The organism is Pseudomonas entomophila L48, assembly GCF_000026105.1.
GTDB classification, from domain to species: domain Bacteria; phylum Pseudomonadota; class Gammaproteobacteria; order Pseudomonadales; family Pseudomonadaceae; genus Aquipseudomonas; species Aquipseudomonas entomophila.
Genome location: NC_008027.1, coordinates 4,811,721 through 4,833,992 on the forward strand (window position 1 = coordinate 4,811,721; position 22,272 = coordinate 4,833,992).

Annotated in this window: 22 protein-coding genes; 9 read left to right on the plus strand and 13 right to left on the minus strand. The window is 62.9% G+C overall.

Going from position 1 to position 22,272, the window contains the following annotated elements; translation table 11 throughout:
* The first annotated feature begins 109 nt into the window (after positions 1-109).
* The 5 genes from PSEEN_RS20840 to PSEEN_RS20860 all read left to right on the plus strand — a co-directional run bounded on the left by PSEEN_RS20840 (position 110) and on the right by PSEEN_RS20860 (position 3,823).
* Positions 110-1,927, plus strand: coding sequence for a penicillin-binding protein activator (locus PSEEN_RS20840; RefSeq protein WP_011535548.1), 1,818 nt, complete (start codon positions 110-112; stop codon positions 1,925-1,927).
* A complete protein-coding gene (locus PSEEN_RS20845) occupies positions 1,927-2,298 on the plus strand; it encodes a YraN family protein (RefSeq protein ID WP_011535549.1) in 372 nt (123 codons plus the stop codon). The genes PSEEN_RS20840 and PSEEN_RS20845 overlap by 1 nt, the downstream gene beginning before the upstream one ends.
* Before the next feature lie 87 nt (positions 2,299-2,385).
* A complete protein-coding gene (locus tag PSEEN_RS20850) occupies positions 2,386-2,979 on the plus strand; it encodes a phosphoheptose isomerase (RefSeq protein ID WP_011535550.1) in 594 nt (197 codons plus the stop codon).
* Complete coding sequence (locus tag PSEEN_RS20855; RefSeq protein ID WP_011535551.1) at positions 2,976-3,554, plus strand: BON domain-containing protein; 579 nt, start codon at positions 2,976-2,978, stop codon at positions 3,552-3,554. The genes PSEEN_RS20850 and PSEEN_RS20855 overlap by 4 nt, the downstream gene beginning before the upstream one ends.
* 50 nt (positions 3,555-3,604) lie before the next feature.
* Positions 3,605-3,823, plus strand: a complete 219-nt coding sequence (locus PSEEN_RS20860; protein WP_011535552.1) for a YgdI/YgdR family lipoprotein — start codon at positions 3,605-3,607, stop codon at positions 3,821-3,823.
* Between the two features lie 48 nt (positions 3,824-3,871).
* On the opposite strand, the gene PSEEN_RS20865 is transcribed toward PSEEN_RS20860, so the two are convergent.
* The 7 genes from PSEEN_RS20865 to rplM all read right to left on the minus strand — a co-directional run bounded on the left by PSEEN_RS20865 (position 3,872) and on the right by rplM (position 8,744).
* Positions 3,872-4,306 (minus strand): ClpXP protease specificity-enhancing factor, encoded by a 435-nt coding sequence (locus tag PSEEN_RS20865; protein ID WP_011535553.1) that lies wholly within the window; start codon positions 4,304-4,306, stop codon positions 3,872-3,874.
* Positions 4,307-4,321: 15 nt separating this feature from the next.
* Entirely contained in the window at positions 4,322-4,945 is a 624-nt protein-coding gene (locus PSEEN_RS20870) for a glutathione S-transferase N-terminal domain-containing protein (RefSeq protein ID WP_011535554.1), read from the minus strand.
* Positions 4,946-5,062: 117 nt separating this feature from the next.
* Positions 5,063-5,842: a cytochrome c1 gene (locus PSEEN_RS20875; RefSeq protein ID WP_011535555.1), complete on the minus strand. Its 780-nt coding sequence runs from the start codon at positions 5,840-5,842 to the stop codon at positions 5,063-5,065.
* Positions 5,842-7,053 (minus strand): cytochrome b, encoded by a 1,212-nt coding sequence (locus PSEEN_RS20880; protein WP_011535556.1) that lies wholly within the window; start codon positions 7,051-7,053, stop codon positions 5,842-5,844. Before PSEEN_RS20880 ends, PSEEN_RS20875 begins: the two co-directional genes overlap by 1 nt.
* Positions 7,053-7,646, minus strand: a complete 594-nt coding sequence (petA, locus tag PSEEN_RS20885) for a ubiquinol-cytochrome c reductase iron-sulfur subunit (RefSeq protein ID WP_011535557.1) — start codon at positions 7,644-7,646, stop codon at positions 7,053-7,055. Before petA ends, PSEEN_RS20880 begins: the two co-directional genes overlap by 1 nt.
* 262 nt (positions 7,647-7,908) lie before the next feature.
* Positions 7,909-8,301, minus strand: coding sequence for a 30S ribosomal protein S9 (gene rpsI, locus PSEEN_RS20890; RefSeq protein WP_003260797.1), 393 nt, complete (start codon positions 8,299-8,301; stop codon positions 7,909-7,911).
* 14 nt (positions 8,302-8,315) lie between these two features.
* On the minus strand, positions 8,316-8,744 hold the full coding sequence (gene rplM, locus PSEEN_RS20895) for a 50S ribosomal protein L13 (RefSeq protein ID WP_003260798.1): 429 nt from the start codon (positions 8,742-8,744) through the stop codon (positions 8,316-8,318).
* A 257-nt stretch (positions 8,745-9,001) separates the two neighbouring features.
* On the opposite strand from rplM, the gene PSEEN_RS20900 reads away from it, so the two are divergent.
* The gene (locus PSEEN_RS20900; protein WP_011535558.1) at positions 9,002-10,042 is read left to right on the plus strand and encodes an NADP(H)-dependent aldo-keto reductase; all 1,041 of its coding nucleotides are present in this window, start codon (positions 9,002-9,004) and stop codon (positions 10,040-10,042) included.
* Positions 10,043-10,284: 242 nt separating this feature from the next.
* Positions 10,285-11,205: a GlxA family transcriptional regulator gene (locus PSEEN_RS20905; protein WP_193383930.1), complete on the plus strand. Its 921-nt coding sequence runs from the start codon at positions 10,285-10,287 to the stop codon at positions 11,203-11,205.
* Positions 11,206-11,336: 131 nt separating this feature from the next.
* On the opposite strand, the gene zapE is transcribed toward PSEEN_RS20905, so the two are convergent.
* From zapE to PSEEN_RS20920, 3 genes are all read right to left on the minus strand, one after another.
* Positions 11,337-12,431, minus strand: coding sequence for a cell division protein ZapE (gene zapE / locus PSEEN_RS20910; protein WP_011535560.1), 1,095 nt, complete (start codon positions 12,429-12,431; stop codon positions 11,337-11,339).
* A 226-nt stretch (positions 12,432-12,657) separates the two neighbouring features.
* Positions 12,658-14,007, minus strand: a complete 1,350-nt coding sequence (locus PSEEN_RS20915; RefSeq protein WP_011535561.1) for a tryptophan--tRNA ligase — start codon at positions 14,005-14,007, stop codon at positions 12,658-12,660.
* 25 nt (positions 14,008-14,032) lie between these two features.
* Positions 14,033-14,668 (minus strand): alpha/beta hydrolase, encoded by a 636-nt coding sequence (locus PSEEN_RS20920; protein ID WP_011535562.1) that lies wholly within the window; start codon positions 14,666-14,668, stop codon positions 14,033-14,035.
* Between the two features lie 135 nt (positions 14,669-14,803).
* Between PSEEN_RS20920 and PSEEN_RS20925 the strand changes: the two genes are divergently transcribed.
* A complete protein-coding gene (locus PSEEN_RS20925; RefSeq protein ID WP_011535563.1) occupies positions 14,804-15,241 on the plus strand; it encodes a Z-ring associated ZapG family protein in 438 nt (145 codons plus the stop codon).
* 459 nt (positions 15,242-15,700) lie between these two features.
* Here the strand turns inward: PSEEN_RS20925 and mdeB are convergent, their stop codons facing one another.
* The gene (gene mdeB, locus PSEEN_RS20930) at positions 15,701-18,382 is read right to left on the minus strand and encodes an alpha-ketoglutarate dehydrogenase (RefSeq protein ID WP_167535668.1); all 2,682 of its coding nucleotides are present in this window, start codon (positions 18,380-18,382) and stop codon (positions 15,701-15,703) included.
* A gap of 33 nt (positions 18,383-18,415) precedes the next feature.
* Positions 18,416-19,612 carry a methionine gamma-lyase gene (locus tag PSEEN_RS20935; protein ID WP_011535565.1) on the minus strand — a complete coding sequence of 399 codons (1,197 nt, stop codon included), beginning with the start codon at positions 19,610-19,612 and terminating at the stop codon, positions 18,416-18,418.
* Positions 19,613-19,739: 127 nt separating this feature from the next.
* Between PSEEN_RS20935 and PSEEN_RS20940 the strand changes: the two genes are divergently transcribed.
* Complete coding sequence (locus PSEEN_RS20940; RefSeq protein WP_011535566.1) at positions 19,740-20,219, plus strand: Lrp/AsnC family transcriptional regulator; 480 nt, start codon at positions 19,740-19,742, stop codon at positions 20,217-20,219.
* Between the two features lie 142 nt (positions 20,220-20,361).
* On the opposite strand, the gene cysN is transcribed toward PSEEN_RS20940, so the two are convergent.
* A complete protein-coding gene (gene cysN, locus PSEEN_RS20945; RefSeq protein WP_011535567.1) occupies positions 20,362-22,263 on the minus strand; it encodes a sulfate adenylyltransferase subunit CysN in 1,902 nt (633 codons plus the stop codon).
* Positions 22,264-22,272: the final 9 nt, after the last annotated feature.

Here is a 22,272-nt window from a genome sequence, read left to right on the forward strand (position 1 = left end):
CACCTGCCCGGCGCCACCTATAGTGAAGGTTCGGCATCGGCAAGATCGCGCCCGGACCGCCGCTTGGGTACAATTGTCGGCCAACTTGATCGAGTAACAGGACCTTTACATGATCGCTTGCCTGCGGCTGTTCACAGCCCTCTGCCTCGCTGCCCTGCTGGCAGCCTGCGCCAGCTCGCCCTCATCCAGCCTGGGCGAACTGCCACGCACCCCGGACGCCAGCATCGAGCAACTGCTCGACAAGGCAGCCACCAGCAAGTCGGCCGAAGACGCCGCACTGCTGCGCCTGAGCGCCGCCGACCTGGCCTACAAGCAAAAGGACTTCCCCCGCGCCGCCCGCATTCTCGAGCAGGTGCCGCTGGACTCGCTCAAGCCTGCCCAGCAAGTGTTCGCCTCCACGCTGGCCGCCGAACTGGCCATGAGCCGCAACCAGCCCAAGGCAGCCCTGACCGCCCTCGCCCACCCAAGCCTGCAACGCGTCGGCGAGCTGCCGGAAGAACAGCAGTTGCGCACCTACAGCGTGCACGCCGCCGCACTGGAGGCTGATGGCCAGACCCTGGCCGCCGCCCAGCAGCGCGTGCTGCTCGTCCCACTGCTCAACGCCCAGGCCGCCGCAACCAACAATGACGCCATCTGGGCCCTGGTCGCCTCGCTGCCCGCCGAACAACTGCAGCAGCCCTCCAGCGATGCGACACTCGCCGGCTGGACCAGCCTGGCGCTCGCGGTGAAGAGTGCCGGCACCCTCGAACAACAGCAGGCGGCCATCGACGCCTGGCGCAAGCAAAACCCCGACCACCCGGCTTCGAAACAACTGCCGGTGGCCCTGACCAAACTCAAGGAACTGGCCAGCCAGCCCCTGACCAAGATCGCCCTGCTCCTGCCGCAGGAAGGCCAGCTTGCAGGCGTTGCCCGCGCCCTGCGCGACGGCTTCATGGCCGCCCATTTCCAGGCCCAGCAAGGTGGCCAGCCAGCGCCCGCCGTTCAGGTGTTCGACAGCTCGCGCATCACCTCGCTCGATGACTTCTACCGCCAGGCCCAGGCCGCCGGTGTGCAACTGGTCGTCGGCCCGCTGGAAAAACCCCTGGTGAAGAAGCTCGCCGCCTATCCACAACTACCCATCACCACCCTGGCACTGAACTACGCCGACGCCGGCCAGAAAGCACCGCCGCAGTTGTTCCAGTTCGGTCTTGCCGCCGAGGACGAAGCCCGCGAAGTCGCCCGCCGTGCCCGCGCCGACGGCATGGCCCGTGCTGTTGCGCTGGTCCCGAGCGGTGAATGGGGCGATCGCGTGCTCGCCGCATTCCGCAAGGATTGGGAAGCCAATGGCGGCACCCTGCTCGCCGCCGAGCGCATCGCCCAGCCAGTCGCCCTGGCCCAGCAGATCGCCGAGCTGTTCCAGCTGCGTCAGAGCGAAGGCCGCGCCAAGAGCCTGCAGAGCACCGTGGGTGGCAACATTGCCGCCCAGCCGTCGCGCCGCCAGGACATCGACTTCATCTTCCTCGCAGCCACCCCGCAGCAGGCCCAGCAGATCAAGCCGACCCTCAACTTCCAGTACGCGGGTGACGTACCGGTCTACGCCACCTCGAACCTGTACAGCGCCAGCGGCGACGTCAACCAGTACAACGACATGAACGGCATCCGCTTCTGCGAAACCCCGTGGCTGCTCGACAGCACCAACAGCCTGCGTCAGCAGGTGGTGCAGCAGTGGCCTCAGGCCGCAGGCAGCCTCGGTCGCCTGTACGCCATGGGCGTCGACGCCTACAGCCTGGCCCCCCGCCTGGACCAGCTCAAGGCACTGCCAGGCAACCGAATCGAAGGCCAATCCGGCAGCCTGAGCATGAACGTCAATCAGCGTGTCGAGCGCCAATTGCCCTGGGCCGAGTTCTCCGGCGGCCAGATCAAGCGCCTGCCGGACACCCCTCGCTGATGCCTGACGCATCGCCATCCTGCGCCGGCCAGGCCGCCGAAGACCACGCCCTCGAGCATCTTCGAGGGCAGGGTTTGCGGCTGCTGGCCCGCAATTGGCGATGCAAGGGCGGTGAGCTCGATCTGGTCATGCTCGATGCCGATACAGTAGTATTCGTCGAAGTCCGCTATCGGTTGCACGCGGGCTTTGGTGGCGCGCTCGGCAGTATCGATGGGCGCAAGCAGAAGCGACTGACGCTTGCCGCCAACCTTTTCCTGCAGAGCGAACCCCGCTGGGCCGATAAGCCCTGCCGCTTCGATGTTGTCGCCCTGCAGGGCCAGGGGCACGCGGGGCAACCGCTTCAATGGCTGAAAAACGCCTTCGAATGCTGAACCCTATCCGAATTCCAAGCTCTATGTTTCGCGGGCTGGTCCCTGTCGCGCGTCGCGCCAGCCACCGCCCTACTTAAGGTCACCCAGATGGACATGCAATCCCGAATTCGCCGGCTGTTCCAGGCCAGCATCGACACCAAGCAACAGGCAATGGACATCCTGGCACCCCACATCGAGCAGGCCAGCCTGGTCATGGTCAACGCCCTGCTCAGCGACGGCAAGATGCTCGCCTGCGGCAATGGCGGCTCGGCCGGCGACGCCCAGCACTTTTCCTCGGAGCTGCTCAACCGCTTCGAGCGCGAGCGCCCGAGCCTGCCAGCCATCGCCCTGACCACCGACAGCTCCACACTCACCTCGATCGCCAACGACTACAGCTACAACGAAGTCTTTTCGAAGCAGATTCGCGCCCTGGGCCAACCCGGCGACGTCCTGCTGGCGATCTCCACCAGCGGTAATTCGGCCAACGTGATCCAGGCGATACAGGCTGCCCATGACCGCGAAATGATTGTCGTCGCCCTGACCGGCCGCGACGGCGGCGGCATGGCGTCGCTGCTGCTGCCCGAGGACGTGGAGATCCGCGTCCCCTCGACGGTCACCGCGCGCATCCAGGAAGTCCACCTGCTGGCGATCCACTGCTTGTGCGACCTGATCGACAGCCAACTGTTCGGGAGTGAAGAATGATCCCCAAGCGTCTCGGCCTGATGGCCCTCACCCTGTGCCTGAGCCTCTCCGGCTGCAGCTCGGTATTGACCTCGACCCGCAATTCGCCCATCGAGGATGACCGTGGCACCCGCACCATCGGCAGCAAGATCGACGATTCGCTGATCGAAACCAAGGTCTCGGTCAACATTGCCAAGGCCAACCCTGAGCTGGACAAGGGTTCGCACATCGTCGTCAGCAGCTACAACGGTGTTGTACTGCTCGCCGGCCAGACTCCGCGCGCCGACCTCAAGTCGCTGGCCGAACAGACCGCCAGCCAGGTCCAGCGGGTCAAGAAGGTGCACAACGAACTGCAGGTCATCCAGCCTTCCTCCATCCTCGCGCGTAACAACGACGCCTGGCTGACCACCAAGATCAAGACCCAGATGCTGGCCGACGAGAGCGTTCCCAGCTCACGCATCAAGGTGATCACCGAAAACGGCATCGTCTACCTGCTTGGCCTGGTCAGGCAGCAAGAGGCCAACGCTGCCACCAATGTGGTACAGGGCGTCTCGGGCGTGCAGAAGATCGTCAAGCTGTTCGAATACATCGACTGACCCCTTCGCCGGCTTGCCGGCGAACAACCCTCGAAACCCAGGAAACACTCATGAAGAAGCTTCTGCTGCCCGCCCTGCTCATCGGCGCTTTCGCCACCCTGGCCGGCTGCTCCACCCCGAGCGTGATCACCCTCAACGACGGCCGCGAACTGCAGACCACCGACACGCCGGAATTCGACCGTGCCTCGGGCTTCTACGAGTTCAAGCAGCTGGACGGCAAGCCGACCCGCATCAACAAGGACCAGGTCCAGAGCATCAAGGACCTGTAATCCGAAAGCAGTAACAAAAAAGGCGATCCATCCGGATCGCCTTTTTTGTTACTTGACCACCTTGAGGCTGGGCCGACCACTCGGACGTGGCGGCTGACCACCACCCTCGGGCGGACCATCGTCATTCGGCTCGACACCCTCATCCGCCGTCAGATCATCCCCATCGTCGAGTGGCGGCTCGAGCTCGAAGACCATGCCCTGGCCATTCTCCCGGGCGTAGATACCCAGGATCGCGCCGATCGGCACATACAGCGTGTGGGCCACGCCACCGAAGCGCCCCTCGAAGCTCACCGCCTCATTGTCCATGTGCAGGCTGCGCACGGCGCTGGGGGAGATGTTCAGCACGATCTGGCCATCACTGGCGAAACCTTGGGGCACCTGGACGGCCGGGTACTCGGCATTGACCAGCATGTGGGGGGTGCAATCGTTGTCGACGATCCACTCGTACAGCGCTCGAACCAGATAAGGGCGACTGGAGTTCATCAACGGCTCCTTTTTTTAAACCTTGCGCATTTCACGTTCGGTAGCGGACAGGCTCGCCTGGAAAGGCTCGCGGGCGAACTGTCGCTCCATGTAATCCAGCAGCGGCTTGGCCTGCCGCGGCAATTCGATACCCATCACCGGCAAACGCCAGAGGATGGGCAGTAGACAGCAATCGACCAGGCTTTGCTCCTCACTCATGAAGCAGGCCATCTCGCCAAACAGCGGCGCCACACCCGTAAGGCTCTCACGCAGCTCCTTGCGCGCCTGGGCGCGTGCCGCGTCGCTGCTGCGCGTATCGAGCACTGTGTCGGCCAAGGCGCACCAGTCGCGCTGGATGCGATGCATCAGCAGGCGGCTGTTGCCACGGGCCACCGGATAAACCGGCATCAACGGCGGGTGCGGGTAGCGCTCCTCGAGATACTCCATCACCACCGATGACTCGTACAACGCCAGGTCTCGATCGACCAGGGTCGGCAGGCTGCCGTAGGGGTTCACTTCAACCAGCTTGGGCGGTAGACGCTTGGGGTCGACATCGATGATCTGCACCGTGACGCCTTTCTCCGCGAGCACGAGGCGTACCCGATGAGAATAATGATCAGCGGGGTCGGAATAGCAGGCTAACCTGTTGGTTGCGCCCATGTAGCGCCTCCTCGCACGGGATGCTTGTAAAACTCTAAATGAAAACGCGCCCGGGGCGCCCAGGCATGTCTGCCAAGGCGCCCCGGGCGCGTTCAACTACCAGAAACTACTGCGTGATCAGTGCACGTCCTTCCAGTATTCGCGCTTGAGCAAGTAGGCGAACACGAAGAAGAAAGCCAGGTACAGCAGTACATAGGTGCCTATGCGCTGGCTTTCCAGTTTGACCGGGTTGGCCGAATAGGCCAGGAAGGTCACCAGGTTCTTGACCTTCTCGTCGAACTGCTCGGTGGTCAGGGTACCGGATTTCTCCTCGACGGTCAGCTGGTCGCACGCTTCATGGGTCAACGGGCTGCCGGTCAGCGGGTCGAATTGCTTCTTGCCGTCGATCACGGTCTGTACCTGCTTGCAACCAATCACCTGGTTGCCTTGCAGCCCGACCAGCACGTTGGGCATGCCCACATTGGGGAACACCTTGTTGTTCACCCGGTAGGGCCGCGCCGGATCCTCGTAGAAGCTGCGCAGGTAGGTGTACAGCCAGTCGTTGCCGCGCACCCGGGCGACCAGGGTGAGATCGGGTGGCGCCGCGCCGAACCAGGTCTTGGCATCGTTCGGCTGCATGCCGATCTTCATGTGGTCGCCGATCTTGGCACCGGTGAATACCAGGTTCTCGAGCATCAGCTCGTGGGGTATCCCCAGATCGTCGGCTACCCGCTCATAGCGCTGGAACTTGGCGCTGTGGCAACCCATGCAATAGTTGGCGAAGGTACGCGCGCCGTCCTGGAGGGCGGCCTTGTCGGTCAGGTCGACATCGACCTTGTCCAGCTCCAGGCTGTGTTCGGCAGCGAAGGACAGGCCAGGCATCAGTGCCAGCAAAAATACTGCAATCAACTTTTTCATCAGCCAGTCACCCTTTCCGGAACCGGTTTGGTCTTCTCAAGCCTTGTGTAGAACGGCATCAGCAGGAAGTAGGCGAAGTACAGCACCGTACACACCTGCGACAGCAAGGTCCGGCCCGGTGTTGGCGCCAGTACGCCCAGCACGCCGAGGATGACGAAGGCCACGCAGAACACCAGCAGGAAGATCTTGCTCAGCCAGCCCTTGTAGCGCATGGAGCGCACAGGGCTGCGGTCGAGCCAGGGCAGCACGAACAGCACGGCAATGGCGGCGCCCATGGCGATCACGCCGAACAGCTTGTCAGGGACCGCACGCAGGATCGCGTAGAACGGCGTGAAGTACCACACCGGTGCGATGTGCTCAGGCGTCTTGAAGGCGTTGGCCTGCTCGAAGTTCGGTTTTTCCAGGAAGTAGCCGCCCATTTCCGGGAAGAAGAACACCACGGCGCAGAACACGAAGAGGAACACCACCACGCCGACGATATCCTTGACGGTGTAGTACGGGTGGAACGGAATACCATCCAGCGGAATGCCGTTCTCGTCCTTTTTCTTCTTGATGTCCACACCATCCGGGTTGTTCGAACCCACTTCGTGCAGTGCCAGGATGTGCAGTACCACCAGGCCGAGGATCACGATCGGCAGGGCCACCACGTGCAGGGCGAAGAAGCGGTTCAGGGTGATGCCGGAAATCAGGTAGTCACCACGGATCCACTGAGTGAGGTCGCCGCCGATCACCGGGATCGCGCCGAACAGCGAGATGATCACCTGGGCACCCCAGTACGACATCTGGCCCCACGGCAGCAGGTAGCCCATGAAGGCCTCGGCCATCAGCGCCAGGTAGATCAGCATGCCGAACAGCCAGACCAGCTCGCGGGGCTTCTGGTAGGAGCCGTAGAGCAGGCCGCGGAACATGTGCAGGTAGACCACGATGAAGAATGCCGAGGCGCCGGTGGAGTGCAGGTAGCGCAGGATCCAGCCGTACTCGACGTCGCGCATGATGTACTCGACCGAGGCGAAGGCCTCTTCCGCCGAGGGGGTGAAGCTCATGGTCAGCCACACGCCGGTGACGATCTGGTTGACCAGCACCAGCAGCGCCAGGGAGCCGAAGAAATACAGGAAATTGAAGTTCTTGGGCGCGTAATACTTGCTCAGATGGTCTTCCCACATTTTCGTCGCGGGGAAGCGCGCATCGATCCACTCCATGAACTTGCTCATCATGCTTTCTCCTGATCGATGCCGATGACGATGAGATCGTCCGACTCGTACGAGTGCGGTGGCACTGGCAGGTTCAGCGGCGCCGGCTGGGACTTGTAGACACGGCCTGCCAGGTCGTAGTGCGAACCGTGGCACGGGCAGAAGTAGCCACCGACCCATTTCGGACCGAGGTCGGCCGGGGCGACTTCAGGACGGAACGTCGGTGAGCAACCCAGGTGGGTGCACAGGCCGACCAGGACGAGAATCTCGGGCTTGATCGAACGGTTCTGCGGGTCGACGTAGGTGGGCTGCACCGACGCCTTGGACTCAGGGTCGGAGAGCTCACCGGCGATCTTTTTCAGATTACCGAGGATCTCTTCCGTTCGCCGCACGATGAATACAGGTTGGCCACGCCATTCAGCCACCATCTGCTGCCCGGGCTCGACCTTGGCAATATTGACCTTCACCGGTGCACCCGCGGCTTTCGCCTTGGCACTGGGAAACCATGACCCTACGAACGGTACCGCAGCCCCCACTGCCCCCGCTGCCCCGACCACGGATGTCGCGGCTACGAGGAAGCGGCGCCGGCCTGCGTTGACGCCGTCATTGCTCATTCAGTCCTCTCCCATCAGCTTGCTTGGCCTGCTCTAACAGGCATCTACTTAGGTATGTCTGTGGCACTAAAAATTGGCCGCAATGGTAAGGAACAAATCCACACACTGACAAGGTGATTACCCGCTAGTTGGGGTGCAACCCTCGCTTTGCTTGATCTGTGTCTATGCGGCAAACAACCACGGACTAGCTGACAGGTTAGTTCAAGACATAAAAAAAGCCCGGTTCCAAGGAACCGGGCTTTTTTCGACTGCCGAAGCGGTATTAACGCTTGGAGTACTGAGGACGCTTACGCGCTTTACGCAGACCCACTTTCTTACGCTCGACTTCACGGGCGTCGCGGGTGACGTAGCCAGCACGACGCAGGGCGCCACGCAGGGTTTCGTCGTATTCCATCAGGGCGCGGGTGATGCCGTGGCGGATCGCACCGGCCTGACCGCTGACACCACCACCGGAAACGGTGACGTAGATGTCGAATTTCTCAACGGTTTCGGTCAGTTCCAGCGGCTGGCGAACAACCATGCGAGCGGTTTCGCGGCCGAAGAACACGTCCAGAGAACGGTTGTTGATGGAGATGTTGCCAGTACCCGGACGCAGGAAAACGCGTGCGGTTGCGGTCTTGCGACGGCCAGTGCCGTAGTTTTGAGTCGCCGACATAATGAACTATCCCGTTAGATCTTCAGTTCTTGAGGCTGCTGAGCAGTGTGTGGGTGAGCAGCACCCGCGTACACTTTCAGCTTACGGTACATGTCGCGACCCAGCGGGTTCTTCGGCAGCATGCCTTTGACCGCGGTTTCGATAACACGCTCAGGGGCCTTGGCGATCAACTTCTCGAAGTTGATTTCCTTGATACCGCCCGGGAAGCCGGAGTGGGAGTAGTACATCTTGTCGGAAGACTTGGCACCAGTCACACGAACCTGCTCGGCGTTGATGACGACGATGTAGTCGCCGGTGTCAACGTGAGGGGTGTATTCTGGCTTGTGCTTGCCACGCAGGCGGCTAGCGATTTCGGTAGCCAGACGACCCAGGGTCTGACCAGCGGCGTCGACTACGAACCACTCGCGCTTTACTGTTTCCGGTTTAGCAGTAAAAGTTTTCATTCTCTAAAGCCTCAGAGGCCGCCCAGCGAAAAATAGACGGCGAATCTTACTGGATAGTGCACAACTTGCCAAGGGCAAGCGCGCAGCCGAACGCTGACGCTTTTGGGGGCTCGGGTCGGGCACGCCAATGTTCGACGGGGTTCATCCTGCGTGGTGGTGCATCACTTCCGCCACACGGAGAGGGGCAGAATTATCCAGATTGCGCAAAAAATTTCAACCTGCTTTTATGGCTATCTTTGCCCAGGAGCAGTTCCCCGATGGAATACCGCAAGCTCGGTCGTACCGACCTCAACGTCAGCGCCCTGTGCCTGGGCACCATGACCTGGGGCGAGCAGAATACACAAGAGCAGGCCTTCGCCCAGATCGCACTGGCCAAGCAAGCCGGCATCAACTTCATCGACACCGCCGAGATGTACCCGGTGCCACCGCGCCCGGAGACCTACGCCGCCACCGAGCGCATCATCGGCAACTGGTTCGCGAAAAATGGCGACCGTGACGACTGGCTGCTGGCCAGCAAGGTCGCCGGCCCCGGCAACGGCATCAGCCACATCCGCGACGGCCAGCTCAAGCACAACCGCCAGCACATCGTCGCCGCGCTGGACGCCAGCCTGGAACGCCTGCAGACCGACCGCATCGACCTGTACCAGCTGCACTGGCCCGAGCGCAGCACCAACTTCTTCGGCAAGCTGGGCTACCAGCACCTGCCCCAGGACATCTTCACCCCGCTGGAAGAAACCCTGGAAGTGCTCGACGAACAGGTGCGCGCCGGCAAGATCCGCCATGTCGGCCTGTCCAACGAAACCCCGTGGGGCACGATGAAGTTCCTGCACCTGGCCGAAAGCCGCGGCTGGCCGCGCGCGGTGTCGATCCAGAACCCCTACAACCTGCTCAATCGCAGCTTCGAGGTGGGACTGGCGGAAGTCGCGATCCGCGAGCAGTGCGGGTTGCTGGCCTATTCGCCGCTGGCCTTCGGCATGCTCTCGGGCAAGTACGAAAACGGCGCTCGCCCGGCGAACGGCCGCCTGACCCTGTTCAGCCGCTTCGCTCGCTACTCCAACCCACAGACGGTGGCGGCCTGCAGCCGCTATGTGCAACTGGCCCGCGAGCATGGTCTGGACCCGGCGCAGATGGCCCTGGCGTTCGTGACGCGCCAGCCGTTCGTGACCAGCAATATCATCGGAGCGACAACGGTGGAACAGTTGCAGAGCAACATCGACAGCCTGGCCCTGAACCTGGGCGATGAACTGCTGGCGGCGATCGAGGCGATTCACCAGGAGCAGCCCAACCCGGCGCCTTGAACCAAATCGCGGCTGAAGCCGCTCCTACAGGGTTCAGCGCCCACTCTGTAGGAGCGGCTTCAGCCGCGAAGAAAGCAGCGCGGTGCATCGGGGTAGACACAATCGCCAAAAAATAAGACGATCCAGCCGGTGATTGACCACTCTACCCTATAAGAACAATGACAATGATGTTTACCCAACCCTCCGCGTCGCTGCGGCGCGTCAGCATCCTGGCCATTGATAAAGTGTTCGCTTCGACACTGATGCAGGCCAAGGACTTCTTCCACCTCGCCAGCCTGCGCTACAGCAAGCAGCTGGGCCTGGGCCTGCAGCCGATGTTCGAAATCGGCCTGGTGAGCCCCGACGGCCTGCCCGTGGACAGCTTCAGCAATGTGCAGTTGCCGGTCGACAGTGACCTGAACGACGCCGATGTGATCATCCTCCCAGCCTTCTGGGACGACTTCGACAACCTGCTGCAACGCTACCCTCAGGTACTGCCCTGGCTGCGCGCCCAGCACGCCCGTGGCGCGGTGCTGTGCGCCGAGGCCAGCGGGGTGTTCTGGCTGGCGGAATCCGGCCTGCTCGATGGCAAGGAGGCGACCACCTACTGGCGCTTCTTCAGCAACTTCGCCGAGCGCTACCCGAAGATCCGCTTGAACCAGGACAAGCACCTCACCGACGCCGACAACCTCTATTGCGCTGGCGGCACCACCTCAGCCTGCGACCTGTACATCTACCTGATCGAGCGCTTCTGCGGCGCCAACGTGGCGCGCGCCGTGGCCCGCGACATCCTCTACGAGGTGCAGCGCAGCTACACGCCGGGGCGCATGGGTTTCGGTGGGCAGAAGCTGCACCAGGACCTGATTATCCTGCAGATCCAGCACTGGCTCGAAGAGCACTTCGCCGACAAGTTCCGTTTCGAGGACGTGGCCCGCAACCACGGCATGAGCATCCGCAACTTCATGCGCCGCTTCCAGGGCGCCACCGGCGACAAGCCGCTGCACTACCTGCAGCGCCTGCGCATCGAGACCGCCAAGGGCCTGCTGTCGAGCACGCGCAAGAGCATCAAGACCATCAGCTACGAGGTGGGCTACGACGACGCGAGCTTCTTTGCCAGGCTGTTCCGCCAGCATACCGAGCTGTCGCCGAACCAGTATCGACAACAGTTCATGCAGGAAGCCTGAGATGCGTCACGGCGCAAACCAGTAGGAGCCAGCCTTGCTGGCGAACCAGGCGCCGCGGTGCATGGCACCGGCTGCGCCGGTGTTCGCCGGCAAAGCCGGCTCCTACGACGATCGCGTCAACTTTCGAATGTTTACGGCTTGTGCGCCCGCGACAGGAACTCGTGGGACTGCATCTCCAGCAGGCGGCTGAGCGTGCGCTGGAACTCGAAGCTCAGGCGCCCGCCGGTGTACAGGTCCTTCAGCTCCACTTCCGCCGAGATGATCAGCTTCACGTTGCGGTCGTAGAACTCGTCGACCATGTTGATGAAGCGGCGGGCGATGTCGTCGGTGGTCACGCCCATCTGCTCGACGTTGCTCAGCAGCACGGCGTGGAAGATCTTGCCCAGCTCGATGTAGTCGTTCTGGCTGCGTGGGCCGTCGCACAGGGCACGGAAGTCGAACCAGGCCACGTCGTCGCAGGTGCGCAGGGCGTGGATTTCACGGTTTTCGATCATCAGCACGTCATTCTCGACAGCCTGGGTGCACTCGGGCGTCAGCGCCTTGAAGCTGGCGCGCAGGCTCTCGTGGGCGGCGGCGTCGAGCGGGAAGTGGAACAGCTCGGCCTGTTCCAGGTGGCGCAGGCGGTAGTCGACACCGCTGTCGACGTTCACCACATCGGTGTACTGCTTGATCATGGCGATGGCCGGCAGGAAACGCGCACGTTGCAGGCCGTCCTTGTACAGGCCGTCCGGCACGATGTTGGAGGTGGCCACCAGTGACACGCCGTTCTTGAACAGCTCTTCCATCAGGGTGCCGAGGATCATCGCATCGGTGATGTCGGATACGAAGAACTCGTCGAAGCAGATCACCTTGGCTTCTTCACTGAAGCGCTTGGCGATGATGGTCAGCGGGTTCTTCTCGCCCTTGAGGGTCTTCATCTCTTCGTGCACACGCTTCATGAAGCGGTGGAAGTGCGTGCGCATCTTTTGCTTGAACGGCAGCGCTTCATAGAAGGTGTCGACCAGGTAGGTCTTGCCTCGCCCTACCCCGCCCCAGAAGTACAGGCCCTTGACCGGTGTCTGCTCCTTCTTGCCGAACAACTTGCCGAACACGCCCGGCTTGTTGTTCTGCGCGTGCACCAGGTCGTCGTACAGGCGCTGCAGGTGACGCACCGCAGTTTCCTGCGCCGCGTCATGGAAGAAGTCGGGACGTTTCAGATCTGCTTGATAGCGTTCTAGGGGAGTCATGATTTCGTTAGCGAGGCAACAAAAAACGGGCCGTCACTGTAGCGACCGGCCCGCCTGATGGCAATCATACATATGACCATCCGTGTGTCGATGGTCGGCTTGCACAAACCCAAGGGTTTGCCTAGGACCGTAGGAGCCAGCCTTGCTGGCGAAACAGGCACCGCGAATGCCTGGCACCGGCGAAGCCGGTGTTCGCCAGCAAGGCTGGCTCCTACAAGACCGCGCTTCAGGCCTGCGGTGGTGCCAGGGCCTCACGCAGGGTGGCAATAGCACCGTCACGGGCTTCGGCATTGTCGAACTGCGGCCCTTCGGCAACCTGCTCGCCTTCCAGCCACAAGCTGAAGCCCAGGCCTTCGACGCGCACATCGGCCTCGCCACCTTGTTGCAGCTGCTTGCTCACGGCACCCGCGCTCTTGCCATCGGCGAAGCTGCGCGACAGCAGCAGTTGCTCGCCGTCGGCGGCCAGCAGGCGGAAGCGGAAACTGCCGTCCTCGTCGCGGAAGCTGACGAAGCGGGCACTCTTGGCGGCCTTCTTCTTCACTTCGGCGGTGGCTTGCACGGTGGTGCGGAACGAACGCAGGCCAACCGCCTCCCGCAGCTGCTCGAGGAACGGCGTGGCGGTCTTGCGGGCCTTGGCGGCGCCGGCCAGGAGGATGTCCTCCAGATCCGACGGGCGCGAAATCAGCTGGTGGTAGTGCTCGCGTTTCTCGGCCAGCTGGCCGTCGAGCAGTTGGAACAGGCGCTGCTTGGCCTCGCCCCAGCCCAAGCCCTGCATCAGCTCTTCACGGAACCCGGCACACTGCGCGGGCGTCGAGAAGGCCTGGAACAGGGTGAACAGGTGCGAATTGTCCGGGTCCTTCGCCTCGCCCGGCGCCTTGGAGTCAGTGACGATGCGCGAGATGGCATCCTTCATGTCCTTGGCGCTGGTGAACAGCGGGATGGTGTTGTCGTAGCTCTTGGACATCTTGCGCCCGTCAAGCCCCGGCAGGGTCGCCACGCTTTCCTCGATCACCGCTTCCGGCAGGGCGAAGAAGTCCTTGCCCTGGCCGAACAGGTGGTTGAAGCGCTGGCCGATGTCACGGGCCATTTCCACGTGCTGGATCTGGTCACGGCCGACCGGCACCTTGTTGGCGTTGAACATCAGGATGTCGGCGGCCATCAGCACCGGGTAGCTGAACAGGCCCATGGTCACGCCGGCGTCCGGGTCTTCGCCGGCCTCGACGTTCTTGTCCACCGAGGCTTTATAAGCATGGGCGCGGTTGAGCAGGCCCTTGGCGGCGACGCAGGTCAGCAGCCAGGTCAGCTCGGGGATCTCGGGGATATCCGACTGGCGGTAGAAGGTGACCTTGTCCGGGTCCAGGCCGCCGGCCAGCCAGGTGGCGGCGATTTCCAGGCGCGAGCGCTGGATGCGCAGCGGATCGTCGCACTTGATCAGGGCGTGGTAGTCGGCAAGGAAGTAGAACGAGTCGGCACCAGGCTGCTGGCTGGCGAGGATGGCCGGGCGGATGGCGCCGGCGTAGTTGCCCAGGTGCGGGGTGCCGGTGGTGGTGATACCGGTGAGGATGCGCGTGGTCATGGGTGTTCGCTTATTCAGGCTTGGCTCAGTTCGAAAGGCGCGGCAGCAGCAGATCCTTCAGATCGGTCAGCTTGCCATGGAAGAAGTGTCCGCATTCTGCCACTTTCAGCAGCTCATGGGGGCGCGACAGGGCGTCGGACCAGTCGTATACCAACTGTGGGTCGACGACTTCGTCGGTATCGGGTTGCACGATGGTCAGGGGAGCACGCTCGGGCAGCGGGAACTGCTCCGTCAGGCGCATCACCGCCGGGGCGATCATGAACAGGTGCTGCAGCGCAACGCCCCCGGCCTCCAGGCGGCCGGCCAGGCTGGTGGCGACGAAGCCACCGAAGGAGAAGCCCATCAGCACCAGCGGCAGCTCGGGATGCTGTTCACGCAGCCAGGCGGCAACCGCCTCGGCGTCAGCTACCTCGCCCGCGCCCATGTCGTGGCTGCCGGCGCTCTGGCCGACACCGCGGTAATTGAAACGCAAGGTCACATAACCCGCATCGCGGGCCGTGCGCTGCAGGGTCGAGACCACCTTGTTGAGCATGGTGCCGCCCTGGACCGGGTTGGGGTGGCAGATCAGCACCGCGCCACGGGCATCGGCCACGTCCAGGTACAAGGCTTCCAGCTGGCCGCAGGGGCCATCGATGAACAAGGGGGTTTCGCGGATAAGCAAGGCACTACTCCGTGACCTCGAGGAGGGTCGACTCGTCTAGCTGAGGAATTCTGTTCTGATTTGCGATCGCTCGCGGTATACAGCGCAGGTCTGAGCCGTTAACGTAAAGCAAAGCCGTTTATAGAGGAAGGACTCGTGGAACACTCGCTCCTTGTTTGGTTGCTGCCGACACTGGCCCTGGCTGTCGGCGTCGTCGTCGGTTTCGCGCTGGCCCGCCTGCTGCCCAATGCGGCACCGAGCAACACCCAACGCCAGCTGGATGACATCCAGCAGCGCTTCGACAATTACCAGAACGAAGTGGTCACCCACTTCAACAGCACCGCGTCGCTGGTACAGCGACTCACGCAGAGCTACCAGGACGTGCAGGATCACCTGGCCGACGGCGCCAACCGCCTGGCGCTCGACGAGCTGACCCGCCAGCGCCTGCTGGCCGCGCTGCACTCGGAAGCGGCGCAAGCGCCGCGTGATCGCCTGACGCCGCCGAAGGACACCGCCGAAGTGCCGCGCGACTATGCACCAAAGGCACCGAACTCGCCGGGCATGCTCGATGAGAGCTACGGCCTCAAGCGCTGATTCGCCGACATGAACAAGGCCTCGCAAGAGGCCTTTTTTGTGGGCGCGATTTTCCGGAAATACACCGTCTGTAGGAGCCAGCTTTACTGGCGAAGCAGGCAACGCGCTACTGACAGGCAAGGCTGCGCCTTGCATTCGCCGGCAAGCCGGCTCCTACAGGTATTGCGTGATCATCGATACCAGGACGCCGCATCTGTGAGGTGACATACCGCCTGTAGGAGCCAGCCTTGCTGGCGAACCATGCAACGCGATACTGGCAGGCAAGGCTACGCCTTGCATTCGCCGGCAAGACCGGCTCCTACAGGTTTTGCGTGATCCGCGATACCAGGGCGCCGCATCTGTGAAGTGACATACCGTCTGTAGGAGCCAGCTTTGCTGGCGAGGCAGGCAACGCGGTACTGACAGGCAAGGCTGCGCCTTGCATTCGCCGGCAAGCCGGCTCCTACAGGTATTGCGTGATCAGCGATTCCAGGGTGCCTCATCACTTCCGATCGGATAGCGCGCCCTGGCCTGGGCCAGCACCTCTGCCGACAACACGCCTTGCCGCACCAGGCTGTACAACGCCGCCATGACCACCGCATAGCGATCCACCTCAAAAAAGCGCCGCAGTTGCTGTCGCGTATCGCTGCGCCCGAAGCCATCGGTGCCCAGGGTGATATAGGGGGCCTCGACATACTCGGCAATCAGTTGCGGCCAGGCACGCACATAGTCACTGGCGGCGATCACCGGGGCATCCCCTGCCAGACAACGCCGCAGATGACTGTCCTCCTCCCCGCCAGTCATGGCCTGCCTTCGCGCATCCCGAGCTTCACGCGCGAGTTCGCTGAAACTTGTGACACTGAATACCTCGCTATCAATCTGCCACTCCGTCGCCAGCAACTCGCTGGCAGCGATCACTTCACGCAGGATCGCGCCCGATCCCAGCAATAGAACCCGCCCACGAGGTTTAAGGGCCTGCTGTACGACATAACGGTACATACCTAACAGCACATCGCCATGCATCGCCTCCGGCAGCGAGGGTTGTGGATAGTTTTCATTCATCACCGCCACGTAATGGAACTCGTCACATTGCTCCACCAGCATCCGCCGCGCTGCATGGTCGAGGATTACCGCCAGCTCACCGGCGAAACACGGATCCCAAGCCCGGCAATTGGGCACCATGGCGGCCATGACCAAGCTGGAGCCGTCCTGGTGCTGCAACCCTTCTCCGCCGAGCGTGGTACGCCCGGCAGTGGCGCCCAGCAACAGGCCGCGGGCGCGCTGGTCGGCGGCGGCCCAGATCAAGTCGCCGACCCGCTGGAAACCGAACATCGAGTAATAGATGTACACCGGCAGCATCGGCTCGCCGTGTACTGCGTAGGACGTCGCCGCCGCGACCCAGGACGAGATCGCCCCCGCCTCGGTGATGCCCTCCTCCAGCAACTGGCCGTCGCGCGCTTCCTTGTAGGCCAGCAACGAGCCGGCATCCTCGGGCTCGTAACATTGGCCTGCCGGCGAGTAGATACCGATCTGGCGGAACAGACTGGCCATGCCGAACGTACGTGCCTCGTCGGCGACGATCGGCACCACTCGCGGTCCAAGCCCCGGCACCTTCAGCCAATGGCCCAGCAAACGCACGGCGGCCATGGTGGTGGACATTTCCTTGCCATCGGCATGAAGGGCGAAGCCGGCGAATGCCTCAAGGCACGGCACCGGCAAGCTGGCGCAATCGCTGCGCCTGACCGGTAGCGGCCCACCCAACGCGGCGCGGCGCTGGCGCAGGTAGATCATTTCGGCGCTGTCTTCGGCCGGACGGTAGAAGCGCAGTTGCTCTACCGCCTCGTCGGACAACGGCAGGTGGAATCGATCTCGGAATGCCCGCAGCGCCTGCACATCCAGCTTCTTGGCCTGGTGGGCGGTCATTCGCGACTCACCCGCGCTGCTCATGCCGTAGCCTTTCTTGGTCTTGGCCAGGATCACCGTCGGCCGGCCCTTGCAGGCCTTGGCCGCAGCATAGGCGGCATGCAGCTTGCGAAAGTCATGGCCACCGCGTTTAAGAGTGTTGATCTCCTCGGTGCTCATGTGCGCGACCAGGCGCTGCAGCGCAGGGTCCTGATTGAAGAAGTGTTCCAGGTTGTAGCTGCCATCCTTGGCACCGAGGGTCTGGAATTGCCCGTCGGGTGTCGCTGCCAGCTGGCGCAACAACGCGTGCTCGTGGTCACGGGCGAACAACGCATCCCACTCCGAGCCCCACAACACCTTGATCACGTTCCAGCCGGCGCCGCTGAACAGCGCTTCGAGTTCCTGGATGATCTGGCCGTTGCCGCGTACCGGGCCATCCAGGCGTTGCAGGTTGCAGTTGACGATGAAGGTGAGGTTGTCAAGGCCTTCGCGAGCCGCCAGGGTGAGCCCTGCGGTCGACTCCGGCTCATCCATCTCGCCATCGCCGAACACGCCCCACACATGTCGACCCGACGTGTCGAGCAGGCCCCTATGCTGCAGGTAGCGCATGAAGCGGGCCTGGTAGATCGCATTGAGCGGGCCGATCCCCATGGATCCGGTTGGGAACTGCCAGAAGTCGGGCATCAACCAAGGGTGCGGGTAAGAGCACAGGCCATTGCCTGCGACTTCCTGTCGGTAGTTGGCCAGTTGCTGCTCGGTGAGCCGCCCTTCGAGGAAGGCGCGGGCGTAAATACCCGGCGCCGAATGTGGCTGGAAGAACACCAGGTCGCCCGTGCGCCGCTCGCCGCCGCTTTCGCCCCGAAAGAAGTGCTGGAAGCCCACTTCGAAAATTTCTGCTGCCGAGGCGTAGCTGGCGATATGCCCGCCCAGATCGCCATAGGCATGGTTGGCCCGCACCACCATGGCCAGGGCATTCCAGCGCAGGATGCCGGTGATGCGCTCGTCCAGTTCAAGATCACCGGGGTAGGCGCCCTGCTGCTCCACCGGCAAGGTGTTGCGGTAGGCGGAAAATGCCTGGGCCTCGCGCTCCAGCCCCAGTTCCAAGGCATGGGCCTGCAGTCGCTGCAATAAATAGCGCGCCCGCGCCGGGCCGCAATGGGCCAGGGTGGACTCCAGGGCTTGGCACCACTCGGCGGTTTCCACCGGGTCGTTGTCCAGGTTCACATCATGAGCGGTCAACGGCTCGTTCGGGTTCATCATTGCAACCATTGCGCAGGCCTCGTCCGTGGCGGTTCAGGCACAAGCCTTCAGGGCCTGGTCGATATCGGCCAGCAGGTCGTCGACGTCTTCGAGGCCCACCGACAACCGCACCAACCCTTCCGAGATGCCATGGTGCGCCCGCTCCTGCGGCGTATAGCTGGAGTGAGTCATGCTCGCCGGATGCTGGGCCAGCGACTCGGCGTCGCCCAGGCTCACCGCCCGGCTGAACAGCTGCAGCGCATTCATGAAGCGCCGCCCCGCCTCTATGCCACCCTTGAGCTCGAAGGCGATCATCCCGCCCGGCAGGCGCATCTGCCGCTGGGCCAGGGCATACTGGGCGAAGGATGGCAGCCCTGGATAGTTGATCAGTTCCACCTGCGGTTGCCGCGCCAGGTGCTCGGCCACCTGTTGTGCGTTGGCGCAATGGCGGTCCATGCGCAGGGCCAGGGTCTTTATGCCACGCATCAGCAGCGACGCGTCGTGGGGCGAGAGCACCGCGCCGGTCATGTCCTTGAGGCCTTCGAGGCGGATCCGGTCGATCAACGCCTTGCGCCCCACCACCAGCCCGGCGGTGATATCGCCATGCCCGGAGAGGTACTTGGTGGCCGAGTGCACGACCAGGTCGGCGCCAAGTTCCAGCGGCCGCTGCAGATAGGGCGTGCAGTAAGTATTGTCGACCACGATGTTCAGGTCATGGCCACGCGTCGCGTCGGCCACGGCGGCGATATCCACCAACTGCATGTTGGGGTTCGCCGGGGTTTCAAAATAAATCATCCGGGTTTTCGGGGTGAGCGCGGCTTTCAGCGCCTGCAGGTCGTTGAGGTCGACATGGCGGATCTTCACCCCGAATTCGCCGATGCCGTGGTGCAGGTAGGCGAAGGTGCAGCCATACAGCGTTCGGCCGACGATCAGTTCGTCGCCCGGGCGTAGCAGGGTCCATAGCGTGGAGGTGATGGCGCCCATGCCCGAGGCCAGGGCCAGCCCGGCTTCGCCCCCTTCGAGCGAGGCCATGCGTTGCTCCAGCAGAGCCAGCGTGGGGTTGGAGATGCGGCTGTAGAAGTGTCCGCCCTCTTCACCAGCAAAGCAGGCAGCGCCGTATTCGACGGTGGGAAACGCGTAGGTGGCAGTCTGGTAGACCGGTGGCACCAGCGCGCCGCCGTGTGACAGCGGGTCATAGCCATGGTGGATGGCCCGCGTGGAAAAACCGGTGTTGTTATTGGAGTCGCGCATGGCAACAGCCTCGGGTGGTTTGTTATAAGCTTATGCCACTGGGCTGGCGCAATTTTTCCAAACTAGCCCACCGTTCCTTGTGGTTTTTGAAAGAAAAACAATAAAAATCGAACCGGGAGGGCAAAACATGCCTTCGACCCTAGACCGTACCGACCGCGCCCTGCTGGCCGCCCTGCAGGACAACGCCCGCCTCACCGTTTCCGAACTCGCCGACCAGGTTGCCCTGACCACTTCGCCCTGCTGGCGACGGGTCAAGCTGCTGGAGGACAACGGCTACATCACTGGTTACCAGGCCATTCTCTCGCCCAAGTCGCTGGGTTTTGGCGTGACCGCTTTCGTCAGCATCATGATGGACTCGCACACCAAGGAGATGGCCCTGGCGTTCGAGCGCCGGCTGATGGAGATCCCCGAGATCGTGTCTTGCCACAACGTGTCAGGGCGCTATGACTTTCTGCTGGAAATCCTGGCGCGGGACCTGGAGTCGTTTGGGGAATTCACCCGGGAGGTGCTGCAGCGACTTCCTGGGGTGAAGGAGATCTATTCGAGCTTTTCGTACAAGGCGGTGAAGGAGCGGCGGGTGATTCCGGTGTCCGAGAAACATATCTAGGGCAGTTGTGGGAGCAACTGTCTTGTGCTGGCGGCACGGGCCCTTTCGCCGGCAAAGCCGGCTCCTACAGGTTTGGCGCTGATACCGCTGCACAGAAATGAAAAACCCCGCCGAGGCGGGGTTTTTCACATCAGGCCAGCGATCAGATCGCACCGCGCTGGCGCAGTACATCCAGCACCAACTTGACGCCTTCATCAACACTCAGCGACTGGGTATCGATCACCAGGTCGGCGTCCAGCGGCACATCGAACGGGAAGCTCTCGCCTGGGATGTTGTCGCCACCGGCTGCATACAAGCCCTGCGGATCGCGCTCGCGGCAGGCCAGCGGCGATGCCTGGACGTAGACGGTAATCAGACGCTCCTTGCCGATCAGCGCCTTGGCCTGTTCGCGGCCTTCGGCATCCGGGGCGACGAAGGCAGCCAGGGTGAGCAGGCCGGCTTCGTTGAACTGACGCGCCACATGGGCGGCACGGCGCCAGTTCTCGGTGCGCCCGGCACGGTCCTGCGGCAGGCCCTTGTTCAGGTCGTGGCGCAGGTTCTGGCCGTCAAGCACGTAGACCGCGCGGCCCATGTCGAACAGCTTGCGCTCCACGGCATAGGCCAGGGTGCTCTTGCCGGCGCCGGACAGGCCGCTGAACAGCACGGTGGCCGGCTGCTGGCCGAAACGCAGGGCACGCTCCTCGGTGGCGACGTGGGCCAGCTTGCCATGCTGGCCGGTGCTGCCGTGCGGCAGTACCGGCGGCGCGATGATCATGCCGGCACCCACGGTACCGTTGGTCAGGCGGTCGATGACGATGAACGCGCCAGTGGTGCGGTTGCTGTCGTAACCGTCCAGGGCGATGGCGCTGTCCAGCGCGACCTTGACCCGGCCGATCTCGTTGAGCTGCAACGCGCTGGCGGCGCCCTGCTCAAGGGTGTTCACATCCACTTTGTGGGTGATGCTGGCGATCGAGCCCGGCACATAGCTGGTGGCGCGCTTGATGTCGTACTTCTTGCCCGGAAGCATCGGCTCCTCGGCCATCCACACCAGCATGGCGTCGAACTGGTCGGTTACCGCCGGGACGTTGTCGGCATGCACCAGCAAGTCGCCACGGGAGATGTCGATCTCGTCTTCCATGGTCAGTGTGACCGCCTGGCCAGGGCCGGCGTTCTCCAGTTCACCTTCGTAAGTGACGATGGACTTGACCCGGCTGCTCTTACCCGACGGCAGCACGACGATTTCGTCGCCCTTGTGCACCACGCCACCGGCGATGGTGCCGGCGAAGCCGCGGAAGTTCAGGTTCGGGCGGTTGACGTACTGCACCGGGAAACGCAGGTCAGTGACGTTGCGGTCGGCAGCGATCTCGACGGTCTCGAGAATCTCCATCAGCGCAGGGCCCGTGTACCACGGCGAACGCTCGCTGCGGTTGACCACGTTGTCGCCCTTGAGCGCCGACATGGGCACGAAGTGCAGGCTCGACGGCTTGAGGTTGATGCCCTCGGCGAACTTCAGGTAGTCAGCCTTGATCGACTCGAAGACCTGCTCGTCGAAGCCCTTGAGGTCCATCTTGTTGACCGCGACGACGATGTGCTTGATGCCCAGCAACGAGGCGATGTAGCTGTGTCGACGGGTTTGCGTCTGCACGCCGTAGCGGGCATCGACCAGGATGATCGCCAGGTCGCAGGTCGAGGCGCCGGTGGCCATGTTGCGGGTGTACTGCTCGTGGCCCGGCGTGTCGGCGATGATGAACTTGCGCTTGGCGGTGGAGAAGTAGCGGTAGGCGACATCGATGGTGATGCCCTGCTCGCGCTCGGCCTGCAGGCCGTCGACCAGCAGCGCCAGGTCGACCTCTTCACCGGTGGTGCCGGATTTCTTCGAGTCGCGGGTGATGGCCTCGAGGTGGTCTTCGTAGATCATCTTCGAGTCGTGCAGCAGGCGCCCGATCAGGGTGCTCTTGCCGTCGTCCACGTTGCCGCAGGTGAGGAAACGCAGCAGTTCTTTGCGCTCATGCTGAGCCAGATAAGCGAGGATGTCTTCGCTGATCAAATCGGATTGGTGCGACATGGAGTAACC

Coding starts and splice junctions, on each gene's coding strand:
- PSEEN_RS20845 (WP_011535549.1), top strand. CDS start 1,927: ATGCCTGACGCATCGCCATCCTGCGCCGGCCAGGCCGCCGAAGACCAC.
- PSEEN_RS20860 (WP_011535552.1), top strand. CDS start 3,605: ATGAAGAAGCTTCTGCTGCCCGCCCTGCTCATCGGCGCTTTCGCCACC.
- rplM (WP_003260798.1), bottom strand. CDS start 8,744: ATGAAAACTTTTACTGCTAAACCGGAAACAGTAAAGCGCGAGTGGTTC.
- PSEEN_RS20840 (WP_011535548.1), top strand. CDS start 110: ATGATCGCTTGCCTGCGGCTGTTCACAGCCCTCTGCCTCGCTGCCCTG.
- PSEEN_RS20850 (WP_011535550.1), top strand. CDS start 2,386: ATGGACATGCAATCCCGAATTCGCCGGCTGTTCCAGGCCAGCATCGAC.
- cysN (WP_011535567.1), bottom strand. CDS start 22,263: ATGTCGCACCAATCCGATTTGATCAGCGAAGACATCCTCGCTTATCTG.
- mdeB (WP_167535668.1), bottom strand. CDS start 18,382: ATGATGAACCCGAACGAGCCGTTGACCGCTCATGATGTGAACCTGGAC.
- zapE (WP_011535560.1), bottom strand. CDS start 12,431: ATGACTCCCCTAGAACGCTATCAAGCAGATCTGAAACGTCCCGACTTC.
- PSEEN_RS20940 (WP_011535566.1), top strand. CDS start 19,740: ATGCCTTCGACCCTAGACCGTACCGACCGCGCCCTGCTGGCCGCCCTG.
- PSEEN_RS20915 (WP_011535561.1), bottom strand. CDS start 14,007: ATGACCACGCGCATCCTCACCGGTATCACCACCACCGGCACCCCGCAC.
- PSEEN_RS20900 (WP_011535558.1), top strand. CDS start 9,002: ATGGAATACCGCAAGCTCGGTCGTACCGACCTCAACGTCAGCGCCCTG.
- PSEEN_RS20935 (WP_011535565.1), bottom strand. CDS start 19,612: ATGCGCGACTCCAATAACAACACCGGTTTTTCCACGCGGGCCATCCAC.
- PSEEN_RS20875 (WP_011535555.1), bottom strand. CDS start 5,842: ATGAAAAAGTTGATTGCAGTATTTTTGCTGGCACTGATGCCTGGCCTG.
- petA (WP_011535557.1), bottom strand. CDS start 7,646: ATGAGCAATGACGGCGTCAACGCAGGCCGGCGCCGCTTCCTCGTAGCC.
- PSEEN_RS20905 (WP_193383930.1), top strand. CDS start 10,285: ATGCAGGCCAAGGACTTCTTCCACCTCGCCAGCCTGCGCTACAGCAAG.
- PSEEN_RS20865 (WP_011535553.1), bottom strand. CDS start 4,306: ATGAACTCCAGTCGCCCTTATCTGGTTCGAGCGCTGTACGAGTGGATC.
- PSEEN_RS20870 (WP_011535554.1), bottom strand. CDS start 4,945: ATGGGCGCAACCAACAGGTTAGCCTGCTATTCCGACCCCGCTGATCAT.
- PSEEN_RS20880 (WP_011535556.1), bottom strand. CDS start 7,053: ATGAGCAAGTTCATGGAGTGGATCGATGCGCGCTTCCCCGCGACGAAA.
- PSEEN_RS20855 (WP_011535551.1), top strand. CDS start 2,976: ATGATCCCCAAGCGTCTCGGCCTGATGGCCCTCACCCTGTGCCTGAGC.
- rpsI (WP_003260797.1), bottom strand. CDS start 8,301: ATGTCGGCGACTCAAAACTACGGCACTGGCCGTCGCAAGACCGCAACC.